General features: G+C 57.1%; 10 protein-coding genes and 1 pseudogene. 4 read left to right on the plus strand and 7 right to left on the minus strand.

Annotation, left to right across the window (positions count from 1 at the left end; translation table 11 throughout):
• Window positions 1–16 precede the first annotated feature (16 nt).
• The 4 genes from trpD to JCM25146_RS01125 are packed head-to-tail and all read right to left on the minus strand — an operon-like array spanning window position 17 to window position 5,233.
• Complete coding sequence (trpD, locus tag JCM25146_RS01110; RefSeq protein WP_025825237.1) at window positions 17–1,126, minus strand: anthranilate phosphoribosyltransferase; 1,110 nt, start codon at window positions 1,124–1,126, stop codon at window positions 17–19.
• On the minus strand, window positions 1,119–1,715 hold the full coding sequence (locus tag JCM25146_RS01115) for an anthranilate synthase component II (RefSeq protein ID WP_025825239.1): 597 nt from the start codon (window positions 1,713–1,715) through the stop codon (window positions 1,119–1,121). Before JCM25146_RS01115 ends, trpD begins: the two co-directional genes overlap by 8 nt.
• A gap of 60 nt (window positions 1,716–1,775) precedes the next feature.
• Window positions 1,776–3,308: an anthranilate synthase component I gene (gene trpE, locus JCM25146_RS01120; RefSeq protein ID WP_025825241.1), complete on the minus strand. Its 1,533-nt coding sequence runs from the start codon at window positions 3,306–3,308 to the stop codon at window positions 1,776–1,778.
• An 8-nt stretch (window positions 3,309–3,316) separates the two neighbouring features.
• A complete protein-coding gene (locus JCM25146_RS01125) occupies window positions 3,317–5,233 on the minus strand; it encodes a SurA N-terminal domain-containing protein (protein WP_025825243.1) in 1,917 nt (638 codons plus the stop codon).
• A gap of 234 nt (window positions 5,234–5,467) precedes the next feature.
• On the opposite strand from JCM25146_RS01125, the gene tpiA reads away from it, so the two are divergent.
• The 4 genes and pseudogenes from tpiA (at window position 5,468) to kdsA (ending at window position 9,190) form a co-directional block, all read left to right on the plus strand.
• Window positions 5,468–6,208 carry a triose-phosphate isomerase gene (gene tpiA / locus JCM25146_RS01130; protein ID WP_025825245.1) on the plus strand — a complete coding sequence of 247 codons (741 nt, stop codon included), beginning with the start codon at window positions 5,468–5,470 and terminating at the stop codon, window positions 6,206–6,208.
• Window positions 6,209–6,235: 27 nt separating this feature from the next.
• A complete protein-coding gene (gene secG, locus JCM25146_RS01135) occupies window positions 6,236–6,580 on the plus strand; it encodes a preprotein translocase subunit SecG (protein ID WP_025825247.1) in 345 nt (114 codons plus the stop codon).
• A 143-nt stretch (window positions 6,581–6,723) separates the two neighbouring features.
• Window positions 6,724–8,357 (plus strand): annotated as a pseudogene (locus JCM25146_RS16320) (CTP synthase).
• Complete coding sequence (kdsA, locus tag JCM25146_RS01145) at window positions 8,354–9,190, plus strand: 3-deoxy-8-phosphooctulonate synthase (RefSeq protein ID WP_025825249.1); 837 nt, start codon at window positions 8,354–8,356, stop codon at window positions 9,188–9,190. Before JCM25146_RS16320 ends, kdsA begins: the two are co-directional and overlap by 4 nt.
• A gap of 90 nt (window positions 9,191–9,280) precedes the next feature.
• On the opposite strand, the gene gyrB is transcribed toward kdsA, so the two are convergent.
• The 3 genes from gyrB to dnaN all read right to left on the minus strand — a co-directional run bounded on the left by gyrB (window position 9,281) and on the right by dnaN (window position 14,120).
• Window positions 9,281–11,719: a DNA topoisomerase (ATP-hydrolyzing) subunit B gene (gyrB, locus tag JCM25146_RS01150; RefSeq protein ID WP_025825251.1), complete on the minus strand. Its 2,439-nt coding sequence runs from the start codon at window positions 11,717–11,719 to the stop codon at window positions 9,281–9,283.
• A gap of 92 nt (window positions 11,720–11,811) precedes the next feature.
• Window positions 11,812–12,960: a DNA replication/repair protein RecF gene (recF, locus tag JCM25146_RS01155; RefSeq protein WP_408734899.1), complete on the minus strand. Its 1,149-nt coding sequence runs from the start codon at window positions 12,958–12,960 to the stop codon at window positions 11,812–11,814.
• 35 nt (window positions 12,961–12,995) lie between these two features.
• A complete protein-coding gene (gene dnaN, locus JCM25146_RS01160) occupies window positions 12,996–14,120 on the minus strand; it encodes a DNA polymerase III subunit beta (RefSeq protein ID WP_025825255.1) in 1,125 nt (374 codons plus the stop codon).
• Between the last annotated feature and the right edge of the window lie 36 nt (window positions 14,121–14,156).

Consider the following 14,156-nt stretch of genomic DNA (forward strand, 5'->3'; position numbering starts at 1 on the left):
ATTGTCCTGTCATGTCTCAGGCGTGTGCATCGGAAGAAGATGCACGTAAACCGTTGAGCACTGCAAAGGCAGTACCGTTGTCGAGTGAGCGTGCAGCGGTTGCCACACTGTCCCTAAGTGCGGCCGGGTCTATCCGGCCGTTGTGCAAAACAGTCTGCCGACCGGCGACGTGCAGCGCAAAAGCCGCGTTCAGCAGAACAGTATCACGGTATGCACCGTGTGCGCCACGCAGGAGTGCTTCTAGTGCTTGCGCATTATGCCGGGCATCTCCCCCTTTAATGGCGGATACGGGGGCATAGGACAAACCCGCCATGTCGGGTTCGATCTGGTAAGACTGGATTTGCCCATTTTCAAGTGCAACGGCCTGTGTCGGGCCTGCCAGCGTAATTTCGTCTATGCCGCTCTTCCCGTCCTGCGGTAAGCCGCAAACCGTCCAGACGCATTCCGAACCAAGGCGGGCCAGAACTTCTGTTACGGGCCGGAGCCATTGGGGCGCAAAAACTCCCATAAGCTGCCGTTTGACACCCGCAGGGTTCACCATTGGCCCGACCAGATTGAACAATGTGGGCAGGGCCAGCACCTTACGCACTGCCGCAGCATGACGCATGGCCGGATGGTGGTGTGGTGCGGCCATAAACACCACATGGTGTTGCGTCAGTTGTCTGGCAAGGACCCCTGCGTCGGAAGAAAGAGGGACGCTCAGGGCCGCCAACACATCTGATGCGCCAGCGAGGGAGGAAACTGCCCGGTTGCCATGTTTTGCCACAGGCACCCCAAGAGCTGCCAGAACAAAGGCAACTGCTGTGGAAACATTGAGGGTACCATATTTATCCCCCCCGGTTCCACACACATCAATTGTGCCTGGTGGGGTATTGGGTACCGGGTACATACGCTGGCGCAGAGCCGTAACTGCGCCAAACAGTTCGTCCTGCGTCTCTCCACGCACACGCAAAGCCATCAGAAAGGCGGCAATACGCTCTGGGGGAACATTGCCGTCCATAATACTGCCAAAAGCGGCTTCGGCCTGTGCAGCGCTCAGTTGCTTGCGCTGGGCAAGATCGGCCAGAATGGCTGAAAAAAAATCTGTATCATGGGTGCTGACAGCCGTAATCGTGGGCTCAGGCATGGACCAGACCCGCTTTCCATTCCCGGGCATGGGTTAGAAAATTGCGCAGCAGATCATGTCCGTGGTCCGAGGCAATGCTCTCGGGGTGGAACTGCACACCCGATATGGGGTGCACCTTATGCCGCACGCCCATAATCACGCCATCGGCTGTCCATGCCGTTACTTCCAGATCGTCTGGTATGCTGGCAGGCTCCAAAGTGAGGCTGTGGTAACGGGTTGCATTGAACGGGTTTGCAAGCCCGGCGAACACATCCGTTCCATTGTGGAAGACGGGGCTGATCTTGCCATGCATGGGGGTAGGTGCGCGCACAACCTGTGCGCCAAATACCTGACCAATAGATTGGTGACCAAGGCAGACGCCAAACACCGGCACCTTGCCTGCTGCTGCGGCAATCAGGTCGCAGCAGATTCCCGCATCGTTGGGAGAGCGCGGACCGGGGGAGAGTACAATGGCATCGGGGGCCAAAGCCAAGGCCTCGTCCACGGTTAATGCGTCGTTACGCCGCACATCGCACACCTCTCCCAGTTCCCCCAGATAGTGAACAAGGTTGAAGGTGAAGCTATCATAATTGTCGATCAGTAGGATCATGGCGGAATGATGACCTTTTCGCGCGCACGGGTCAAATGACGTGAAGGAAAGGCGGGCTTATTATGCCCGCCCTGTCCGTGCCATTATCAACGCTTCCTCGGCTGCGCGGAAGACAGCGCGTGCTTTGTGCTGTGTTTCTTCGTATTCGGCTTCAGGCACGCTGTCCGCGACAACGCCGCAGCCTGCCTGAACATGCATGATGCCATCTTTGACTACCGCCATGCGCAGGCCAATGCAGGTATCCATGTCGCCCCCTGCACCAAAATAGCCAATGCAGCCTGCGTAGGTGGCTCTGCGGGTGCGCTCGACCTCGTCAATAATTTCCATGGCGCGGATTTTGGGAGCGCCGGTCAGGGTCCCGGCGGGAAAAGCCGCGACCAGAGCATCCAGCGCCTCCAGATCAGGTTTGAGCATGCCCTCCACATTGGAGGAAATATGCATGACGTGACTAAAACGTTCTATGACAAACCGCTCTGTCACCGTCACCGATCCGGGAATGCTGACACGCCCCACGTCATTACGGCCCAGATCAATCAGCATCAGATGCTCAGCAATTTCCTTCTGGTCGGCCAGAAGGTCTTTTTCCAGCGCCAGATCTTCCTCCGGGGTCTTTCCCCGTGGGCGCGTTCCCGCCAGTGGTCGGACGGTCATTTTACCGTCCCTGAGCCGGACAAGAATTTCTGGCGATGACCCAACTAGCGAAAAATCGCCCAAATCCAGATGGAACAGGAATGGCGCGGGGTTGATGCGCCTGAGTGCGCGGTAAAGGGAGAGTGAGGGTAGAGGGAATGCCGTGGAAAAACGCTGGCTTGGCACGACTTGAAAAGCATCGCCCGCTGCGATGTAATCCTGAATACGGCTTACGGCCGCGCAGAAATCCTGATGGCTGAATGTGGATGTGGGCTCCACAAAAGCGGGGATGTCAGCAGGGGCCTGGTAGTGTGGGAGCGCGCCGCTCAGGCAGGTTCTGGCACGCTCAAGGAGTGCATGTGCACTGGTCCATGCCTCTGCTGCCGTGGTGGTGGCATTGGGGCGAATGGGGGCTGCTAGAATAAGTTCGTCTGTAACCGTATCGAACACAGCAAACAGGCCGGGGCGCATCAGAACGGATTCAGGCAGGTTCAGATCGTCTGGTGGAGCATCTGGCAGATGCTCCATCTGACGCACCATATCGTACCCCAGATAACCAAACAGGCCTCCGATCATGGGGGGGAGTTCGGCAGGCAGATCCATGTGAGAGGCGTGGATCAGGGTCCGCAGACTAGCCAGAGGTGCGGCTGCATCGGGTATCGCGGTACCTAGTTGTCCGTCCTGTGTGGTGCTACGGCTGACTTTGCCGTTATGGCAGGTCCAGACCAGATCGGGCTTAAGGGCAATTACGGAGTAGCGGCCTCGTGTGGTGCCGCCTTCCACACTTTCCAGCAGCAGGGTGTGTTGGCCTGAACTGCCATCCATCTGGGCCAGCCGCATGTAGGCGGATACCGGCGTCAGTAGATCAGCAGGTTCAACGGAATAGACAATGCTGCCCCTGCCCGCTTCCCATGCGGCAGCGCAGGTCTGCTGGTCGGGAGAAGATGCGGTATGGGCCTTCATGCCATGGCTCACTGTGCGGGCCCTCCAAATCCGGCGGCGGAGAGAGCTGCCTGAATGGCGGCATTGTTGATATGCGGGGGAACCCGTTTGCTGAGGTCCTGCACATAACTGGCCGCCAGATCATCCCCGTAAGCCTGAGCCATATTATTTTTCAGTTTTTGCAGAACATCAGCGGGCGCTGGTGGGGTGGGTATGAAAACCCTGGTGACAACGGCCACAAAAAATGTATCCGCATTTTCTGCCATAACGGCCTGCCCTGCCTTCATGCGCGGGAGGTAGCTGGCAATTTCTGGTGGCAGCGCTTTGGTGGGGTTGGCAAGGGAGAATGGAATATCCCGCACGGTCTGCACACCGGGAGCATTCTGCGCTGCTATGCTGCCTTTCTGGCGGGCAGCAAGGAACAATGCCGTAGCCTGCTGGTCGGCTGCATGGTGGCGGGCATCCGCCTGCCATGCGGTGACTACATCAGCTTTTGCCTGTTCAAACGTGCGCGGAGTGGCCGGAGTAATGGAGTCAACCGCCACGGCGAACCAGCTATTGTCCGGCCCGTCGATTAGCGTTGGATTGTCGCCCGTATTCTGCGCGAAAATCTGGTGGATGATGGCATCACGGAGCTTGCCGGATGCCGGAATCGGAGCGGGCTGCTTGTCCGCCGTGTTGCCCTGTGCATCTAGCGATCCGGCAATGGCGGCAGCCCCGATGGTGTCGGGAATGGCGTCGAGCCCCTTGCCTGCGATGGCATCCTGCAACTGCCGACGGCGTTCGGTGACAACAGAAGGAGCCATAGCGGCGCGATACTGCTTGAGGATATCCTGCTTTGCATCCGCAAAGGATGTGCTGTGTGCAGGTAGAATTTTGGTTACGCGGAATACGGCCCAACCCATTTCGGTTTTAACGGGCCCCATGACCTGCCCCTGAGGGGCCTGAAAAAGAGCCTGCTTGAGAATGTCCGATGGAATCGTGGCAGGGCGTGCGCCGGGCATGTCTACCGATGCCGCGCCTTTGACAACATTCTGCGCACTCTGCCAGTCACCATTTTGCTTCCATGAATCGGCGATTTTCCGGGCATCGGCTTCGGTGGAAGCCGTAATGAGCTGGATGTCGCGGGTTTGTGGCACGTTGTAGCGGCTGCTCTGTTCATCATAAAAATGTTTGAGCTGCGCGTCATCTACAGCAATGCTGTCGGCAACAGTCTGCGCGGACAGCACAACAATGCGGGCATGCCGGAGCTCGGGGGTGCCAAACTGCCACAGGTGGTTCGTATAATAACGCTGTAATGTTGCGTTGTCTGGCGTTGGTACGGTCGGCTGGGCCGCTACGGGAATGCTGATCAGGTCAACCAGTCGGGTGCGCGCGCCGTAATTGACCAGTGCATCAAGCAGGGTGATGGACACGGAGGCTCCCTGAGCCATGGGCTGGAGTAATGCGCGCACGGTCAGGTCATCGCGGATCATGTCCAGCACCTGCTGTTCGCTCAGCCCCTGCGCGCTCAGGCGTTGGTTGAAGACAGCTCTGTCAAACTGCCCCGTCGGGCCCTTGAAGTAAGGCAGGGAGAACACTTCCTCCCGAATGGCGGAATCGGGGACGATAATCTTGAGATTACGTGCCGCCTCAAGCAGTTCGGCCTGTGAGATCAGGCGTTGCAGAATCTGGCGTGCAATTTGTCCCTGCATGACGGGGGACATGGCAGAGGGATCTTTGATCCCCATCTGCTGGGTGAGTGTGGGCATTTCCGAGCGCAGGGCCATGGCCAGGTCGCGCGTGGGAATGCGGTGCTGGCCCACGCGCGCCACCACATCGGTCTCCTCGCTCATGAAGCCAATAACGTCACCAATGCCCCAGCCGACAAAGGCCACAAACACAAGAATGGCAACAACGCGGCCCAGCCACGATTCAACAAGTACTCGGCGCAGGTAGGAAATCATGACCCTATGGATCCACAGCTCATCATAAATGGGTTATGCTGATTGCAGCACATCTTGGGGCGGCACCATAAGCGGAGGTGTGCCGCTTGACCAGACTTAACCGTTGTGGGGCAGCAATAAGGTATTAACCCTCTCTTGCCCCATGGTGTGCGTATATGGTTTAGCCTGTTGCCAATCGCGCCATGGCGGACACGACAGTGCAGTGCATGGCCGCACAGGATCGGGAGGAAGGGTATGAGCAGACAGATTATTGTCGGCAATTGGAAAATGAATGGCACCCGTCAGGATGCACAGGCACTGGTGCAGGCCCTTATCAGTGGTTTGCCTGCATCTGCCCCGGATGTGGTCGTTTGCCCCCCCTTTACGCAACTGGCCCTTGTGGAGCCTGCTTTGGCTGCATCCCCCATTGGCCTTGGTGCGCAGGATTGCCACAAGGATGTGTCCGGTGCGCACACGGGCGATATTTCACCCCTCATGCTGGCTGACCTTGGGGTCACGCACGTGATTCTGGGTCATTCGGAACGGCGTCAGGAGCATGGTGAACTGGATGAAACCGTGCGCGAAAAGGCCGTGGCGGCAACCAAAGCGGGCCTGACACCCATTGTCTGCATTGGTGAGACGGAAGAGCAGCGCGAAAGCGGAGAATATGAGGATGTGCTCGGCTGGCAGATCAAGGGCTCGCTTCCCGATGGATTTGCCGGTATTGTGGCGTACGAACCCATCTGGGCTATAGGAACGGGGCTTGCTGCCACGACCGACCAGATAGCCCAAACCATGTCTTTCTTGCGTGCGGAATTGGTCCGACAGTTTGGAGAGGCTGGAAAAGCTATCAAAATCCTGTATGGAGGGTCCGTAAACGCTGGTAACGCTGTTTCCGTTCTTTCCATTCCCGAGGTCGCGGGCGCACTGGTTGGCGGCGCGAGCCTTAAGGCGGATGCATTTCTTTCTATTGTCAGCGCAGCCTCCGCTGCCTGACATTGCTGCTTTGATCTGGAACCCGACATGACGACAGCCCTGCTGATCCTGCATTTCTGTGTCACCATTGCTCTGATTGGCGTTGTGCTGATCCAGCGGAGCGAGGGTGGCGGCCTTGGTATTGGTAACAGTCAGGGTATGGGGGCCTTCATGTCCGGTCGCGGGACAGCAAACCTGCTGACCCGCACAACTGCCGTGCTGGCAGGGCTGTTCATGCTGCTCTCGCTCCTGCTCGCCATGCTTTACAAAGGCGGCGTGACAGGTGCCGGGCATGATATTCTGGCCCAGCCTCCGGCCGAAACCGCGCCCGTTGCCGCATCTGCTCCGCCTGCGGTGCAGACACAGGCACCTCCTGCGGCTTCCAAGCCCTGAAAAATGCATTCGTCCTTCTCTGATACCGTTTTGGTGCGCAGGGAAGACCATGAGTTTTTGTCCCCCGCATGCAGCAATGCATGCGGTGGATTGTGTTTGTTTATCCCTCTCCGCCCGCTCCAGTCCGTGTAGGAATTCTGCTCATGACACGCTTTGTCTTTATTACTGGTGGTGTGGTGTCCTCTCTTGGCAAGGGCATTGCTTCAGCCGCTCTCGCAGCGCTTTTGCAGGCGCGCGGCTATAAGGTCCGCCTGCGCAAGCTGGACCCCTACCTGAACGTGGACCCCGGCACCATGAGCCCTTACCAGCATGGGGAGGTGTTTGTAACGGATGACGGAGCGGAGACAGACCTCGACCTGGGGCACTATGAGCGCTTTACGGGGGTGAATGCGAGCAAGGAGGACAATGCGACAACAGGGCGCATTTATTCCGATGTTATCGTGCGTGAGCGGCGGGGGGACTACCTTGGCGCTACGGTTCAGGTCATTCCGCATATTACCGACGCCATCAAGGATGTAGTGGTCGCCAATACGGATGATCTGGACTTTGTTCTGGTCGAAATTGGCGGCACGGTTGGGGATATTGAAAGCCTGCCCTTCCTTGAGGCCATTCGCCAGTTACGTAATGATCTGGGCATGGACCAGACCATGGTGGTCCACCTGACCCTTCTGCCGTGGATACCTTCTGCCGGGGAACTGAAAACCAAACCGACCCAGCACTCCGTCAAGGAACTGCAGAATGTTGGGATTCAGCCGCAAATTCTGCTTTGCCGGTGTGATCGCCCCATTCCGCCGACTGAGCGGCGCAAGATTGCCAATTTTTGTAACGTGCGCCCAGAGGCGGTTATTGCTGCGCGGGATGTGGACACAATTTATGCCTGCCCGCTCTCCTACCATGCGGAAGGTATGGACACCGAAGTGCTGCGCTACTTTGGCCTGCCCTATGCGGAAGAACCGGACCTGACCAACTGGCAGAATATTGTGGATGCCCTGCGTCACCCCACGGGTGAGGTGCGCGTGGCCGTAGTTGGCAAATATACGGCCCTGCTGGACAGCTACAAATCCCTGAACGAGGCCTTGCTCCATGGTGGTATTGCCCACCGTGTAAAGGTCAAGCTCGACTGGATTGATTCGGAGCAGTTTGAAAAAAATCCTGCTACGCTTGAAGAAAAGCTGGGCAGTGCGGACGCCATTCTGGTTCCGGGTGGCTTTGGTGAGCGTGGCTCGCAAGGCAAGATCGAAGCTATTCGCTACGCGCGTGAAAAAGGTATTCCGTTCCTTGGGATATGCTTTGGCATGCAGATGGCTGTTATCGAGTGCGCACGTAACCTTGCCGGTTTGGCAGATGCATCCTCCACCGAATTTGGTCGGACGGAGGAGCCGCTTGTCGGGCTGATGACGGAGTGGGCGCGCGGCAATGAGCGGCTGCGCCGGAGTGAAGGGGGAGAACTGGGCGGCACCATGCGCCTTGGGGCGTACCCAGCGACACTGGTAGCAGGCTCACGCGTGCGGATGCTTATGGAGCAACCAGCATCCGTGAACGTCACAGGCACCGGTATGAGGTGAATATTCACTATAAGGACCAGTTGGAAAAAGCGGGGCTGCGTTTTTCCGGACTGTCACCCGACGGGATTTTGCCGGAAGTCGTGGAATATCCTGACCACCCTTGGTTTATTGCCGTGCAGTATCATCCAGAACTCAAGTCCCGCCCATTTGCGCCGCATCCATTGTTTGCTGGGTTTGTGGGCGCGGCCGTTGCCAAGGCAAAACAGGTATGACCATCCTTTCTGGCGCGCCGGTTCAGATTGGAGGTCTGGAGATTGGGAACGATCTGCCTTTCGTTCTGATAGCCGGTCCCTGCCAGATTGAATCAGCAGCTCACGCGCTGGAAACAGCGGCGGCTTTGAAGGAAATCTGCCAGCGTGCCGATGTGGGGCTGATTTATAAGAGCTCTTTTGACAAGGCTAATCGTACCAGTCTTTCCAGCACACGTGGTGTTGGATTGCAGGAGGGCATCTCCATTCTGGCGGATGTGCGCCAGACATATGATCTGCCAGTGCTGACTGATGTGCACACGGCCGAGCAATGCGCCCCCGTTGCCGAGGCTGTGGATGTGTTGCAAATCCCCGCCTTTTTATGCCGTCAGACAGATTTGCTTCTGGCTGCAGGCAGAACCGGGGCTGCAGTTAATGTAAAAAAGGGGCAGTTCCTTGCCCCGTGGGATATGCAGCATGTTGCTGCCAAAATTGCCTCAACAGGCAATCAGCGCGTTATGTTGTGCGAACGTGGGACCAGCTTTGGGTATAATACGCTGGTCAATGACATGCGCGGGTTGCCTATTATGGCCCAGACGGGTTGCCCGGTTGTGTTCGATGCCACGCACTCTGTGCAACAACCCGGTGGGTTAGGCGGAGCCAGTGGCGGGCAGCGCGAGTTTGCCCCCATTCTCTCACGCGCAGCATTAGCTATTGGTGTAGCTGCATTGTTTGTGGAAACGCATGAAGACCCAGACAGCGCACCAAGTGATGGTCCCAATATGCTGCCAATAAGCAGTTTGCCTGCACTGCTGGAGCAGTTCCGGGCAATAGATTGTCTGATTAAAGGCCGCTAATCGGCTCGTTTTTAAGGGCGATGCGTCGCATATAAAAAGACGCCATGGATATTTTCCATGGCGTCTTTTTTTGTCGGTATGATGTTGAATTTACACGTCCAGATTAGCGACTTTGAGCGCGTTCCCTACAATAAAGTCGCGGCGGGGTTCGACCACGTCACCCATCAGCGTTGTAAAGACATCCCCTGCCTCTTCCACGTCGCCAACACGGACCTGCAACAGTGTGCGCATAGCGGGGTCGAGTGTTGTTTCCCACAACTGTGCGTCGTTCATTTCGCCAAGACCTTTAAAGCGGTTGATGGCAAGCCCTCTGCGACCTTGTGCAAGCAGGCGTGTGAACAGATCGGAGGGGCCGTTCAGGCGGTGTTCTGCTGATTCAAATTTCAGCACAACGCCTGTGTCAAAATCCTTTTGCAGGCGCGCAAGCTGGGACGTCAGCCAGCGCGCATCGGCGCCAGCCAGTGTTGTGGGATCAATACGGTAGACTTCCCCTACCCCACGCACGTTGCGTGCCAGTTCCACGCCGTCCACACTTGCGACTGCTTTCCAGCCTCGTTCCGTAGCAGGAGATGCTGCATCCAGCCGTTGCTGAAGTGCGGGCATGCGCTGTTGCAACTGCTCAAGATCGGCACTTAGGGCACCAGCAAGAGCAACCTGTTCGATAATCCATGCGGGAATGCGTGTGGAAATGCGCGAGATCGCCTGAAATGCCTGCCTGATGAAGGGCAGGTCGGCTTCCAGCTCCGTGGTGGCAACCGTACGGCCGTCAGTATAGACAAAGCTTGCGTTGTTGAGCGCTTTATCCAGCAGATACTGCTCCAGTGCAGCATCGTCCTTCAGGTAGGTTTCTTCATTGCCACGCTTGGCCCGGTAGAGGGGGGGCTGGGCAATGTAGAGGTAGCCGCGCTCAATCAGTTCTGGCATCTGTCGGAAAAAGAAGGTCAACAGCAACGTACGGATATGGGAGCCGTCCACGTCAGCGTCAGTCATGATGACAATGCGATGGTAACGGAGCTTGTCTATGGAAAATCCACCCTGATCAACCTCGCCACGCCCGATACCCGTGCCCAGTGCGGTAATCAGTGTTCCAATTTCTGCCGAGCCGAGCATACGGTCAAAGCGTGCGCGCTCTACGTTCAGGATTTTACCCTTGAGTGGCAGAATAGCCTGAAAACGCCTGTCCCTGCCCTGCTTTGCTGTTCCTCCGGCGGAATCCCCTTCCACGATGAACAGTTCAGCTTTAGCCGGGTCACGCGCCTGACAGTCTGCCAGCTTGCCAGGCAGGGAGGAAACATCCAAAATCCCCTTGCGGCGCGTTAATTCACGTGCTTTGCGGGCCGCTTCGCGCGCAGAGGCGGCATCCAGCACCTTGGAAATAACCGTCTTGGCTTCCTTGGGGTGTGTTTCAAACCAGTGGGCAATAATGTCGGCCGCAGCCGCATGCACAACAGGCTGCACTTCGGAGGAAACAAGCTTGTCCTTGGTCTGGGACGAAAATTTGGGGTCAGGTACTTTAACTGACAGAACGGCTGTCAGACCTTCGCGCATATCTTCGCCCTGCAGGGACTGTGCGTCTTTTTTGGCAATGCTCTCTGCGTATTTGCCAACAACGCGGGTCAATGCCTGACGGAAACCTGCCAGATGCGCACCACCATCACGTTGTGGAATGTTGTTGGTGAAGCAGAGCATGGTTTCATGGAAGCTGTCGTTCCAGCTGAGTGCGAACTCCACCTTGATCCCGTTGTCCGGGTTCTCCAGAGAGCCGGTAATGGGGGGGGTAATCAGGGAGGTGCGGGAGCGGTCAAGCCAGTTTACAAAGGCTTCTAACCCACCTTCATAATGGAATTTTTCTTCACGGAGCGGAGTTGTACGGGCATCGCGCAGCACAATTTCCAGCCCGGAGTTAAGGAATGCCAGCTCACGCAACCTGCGTTCGAGAATGGTAAAGTCGAACTCAATCCGGGGGAAGGTTTGCAGGCTCGGCTTGAAGGTAACCTGTGTTCCGGCCTCTTCTGCAGAAGGCCCCACAACTTCCAGCGGCGCATCGCGCTCGCCATCATGGAAGCTGATGCGATGCTCGGTACCATTGCGCCAGATACGGACTTCCATCCACTCGGAAAGCGCGTTGACAACGGCAGCCCCCACGCCGTGCAGACCACCAGAAACCTTGTAGGAGTTCTGGTTGAACTTGCCGCCAGCGTGCAGGCGTGTCAGCACCACTTCTGCGGCACTTATGCCCTCTTCTTGGTGCATGTCGGTTGGAATGCCGCGCCCGTTGTCACGGACAGTCACGCTGCCGTCTGCGTTGAGGGTGAGAACACAGCGCGATGCAAATCCGGCCTGTGCCTCGTCCACCGCGTTATCAATGATCTCGAATGCCATGTGGTGCAGGCCGGAACCATCATCAGTATCACCGATGTACATTCCGGGCCGTTTGCGGACAGCATCAAGCCCCTTCAGCACAGAGATAGACGCGGCATCATACTCTTCTGTACCAGCAGATGGCGTAGGCTGAGAGAGGTCTGTCATAAGAATGCTGCACTCCGCAAAAAAAGAATGGAAGCCATACCGGTCTTATACTCTGCCCATGGCATTGCGACCAGCGTGGAAGGCGCGTTTTGTCAGCAGATCGACAAAAAAGACCCCAGCCGGATGCTGGCAAACTGGGCGTGGCCCTGCAATGGCGCAAAAGGGGCGGAATCCGTGCCTGTTATCAGCACCGTGCTTTGAAAATTTCGCAGAATTTTTTGCAAGGATATTCGACGTTGCTCGTCCAGATGCACAAGGGGTTCATCAAGCAACAGCAGGGGGGCTGTTCCCCTGTGATCCCGGACCAGTCGGGCGTGCGCCAGAATAAGCCCGATTAGCAAAGATTTCTGCTGGCCGGTGCTGGCCAGTGCTGCGGGGAGATTTTTTTTCAGGTCCATGAGTTGGAAGTCTGTTTTGTGCACCCCAAGGCCTGAGCGACCTTTCTCCCGGTCCACCGTGCGTGTGGCAAAAAGTTTTTCCTTAAGCCAGTCTTCCACATGTAGCGCAGGCGCCGCGTCCAGTCGGTCTGCTATTGCACAGTCCAGCTTAATCTGTACGGCGGGAAAAGCATCCATATCCTGCTGGGCGTACAGGTTGATCTGGCGCACAGTTTCATTCCGGGCAGCAGCAACGGATACGCCATGGCGGGCCATGGCACCTTCCAGCCCGGAGAGCCACACCTGCTCGTTGGCACGTGTTTGCAGCAGGCGGTTTCTTTGCGTCATGGCGCGGTCATAGGCCGCCAGTTCGCGGGCATGGTGGGGATAGGCGGCCATAACCAGCCGGTCCAGAAAACGGCGTCGGCCAGAGGTGCTCTCGCTGAACAGCCGGTCCATCTGTGGGGTCAGCCAGACGGCTGCAAGGGGATTTTCCCAAGTATTCTGGTTACGAAGAGGTCTGCCGTTTAACAGAAAAATCCGCCGTGGCGTTTCTGTGCCGGGTTGTAGGCCGGTGCCAAGGTCAATGGGATGGCCATCTACCAGAATATGGGACGCGACCCCCCAATGTGCGCTGCCGTTCTGACCAAAATGGCTTAAGGGAGCGCCGCGTAGTCCACGGCCGGGGGTCAGAAGAGAGACTGCTTCGAGCAGATTGGTTTTGCCGCTGCCGTTCTCGCCAGTCAGCACAACAATGGGCGCTTGTGGGCTGAGGGTAAGCTGGTCGTAATTACGGAAGCGGCAAAGCGAGAGCCGGCTGAGTTGCAGCTTTGTGGAAGGCAGCCCCTCCCTGCTGGTGAACAGGTGTGGGGCTGCGTAATGGTGCGACGCGGATGTTGTCACACCCGCATCGGCATCAGGACATAGAGAGCGGATGGGCTATCCACATCACGCACAATGGTGGGGGATGCACTATCCGCAAAGCAGAATTCGACTTCTTTTTCCACCTGATCAGTAATGTCGTTCAGATAGCGGGCCTGAAAACCGATTTCGAGCGCTTCGGCATCATAGGAAATACGGTTGTCATCCAGCTCTTCCTTGGCTGTTCCCTGCTCTGCACTGCTGGCGGAGAGGGTGAGCAAGCCGGGTTCCAGCATCAGTTTGACCGGGCGTGAGCGTTCCTGACTAATGGCTGCCACACGTGCTACAGCATCGGAAAAATCTTTTTTGCCTACGCGTAGAATGCGGGTGTTGTTGCGGGGAATAACGCGTTCATATTCAGGGAACGTGCCATCAATCAGTTTGGATGTCAGGGTGATCGGGCCAACCGTGAACTGAATCCGCGTTTCGGAAAGAGCAACGGAAATTTCTTCTGGCGCTTCGTCTATCAGCTTGCGCAGTTCTGCCACCGTTTTGCGCGGAATGATAACGCCTGGCATACCAGCTGCACCTGTCGGCATTTCTGCCTCTACCCGCGCCAGACGATGACCATCGGTTGCCACTGCGCGCAGGAGCGGTTTGCCGTCGATGTCTGCAGCATGCAGGTAAATACCGTTCAGGTAGTACCGGGTTTCTTCCGTGGAAATGGCAAAGCGTGTCCGGTCGATCAGTGAGCGCAGGATGGTGCCATTCAGGTGGAAACGATGCGGGAAGTCCCCTGCTCCCATGGACGGAAAGTCATCCACACTCAGCACGTTCAGATGTGTTGCATAACGGCCTGCGCGCAGGTGGAGTTGGCCATCACTGTCTGTCTGGTCGAGTTCCACTTCAACGCCATCGGGCAGCTTGCGTACGATTTCGTACAATACAGAAGCCGGTGCAGTGGTTGCCCCGTCCCGCGTGATGGTGGCGGGAACGGTCTCAACGACCTCGATTTCCATGTCCGTGGCCTTCAGGCAAAGCTGCCCGTTTGAGGCCTGCATGAGCACGTTGGCGAGAATGGGAATGGTATTGCGTTTTTCCGCCACGCTCTGGATGTGAGCCAACGCCTTGAGCAGCGTTGCGCGCTCTGCCGAAAATTTCATTGATCCCTCTTTCCTGCACAGCAAGTTCCATACTCC

The organism is Acetobacter okinawensis JCM 25146, assembly GCF_000613865.1.
Taxonomy (GTDB): Bacteria; Pseudomonadota; Alphaproteobacteria; order Acetobacterales; family Acetobacteraceae; genus Acetobacter; species Acetobacter okinawensis.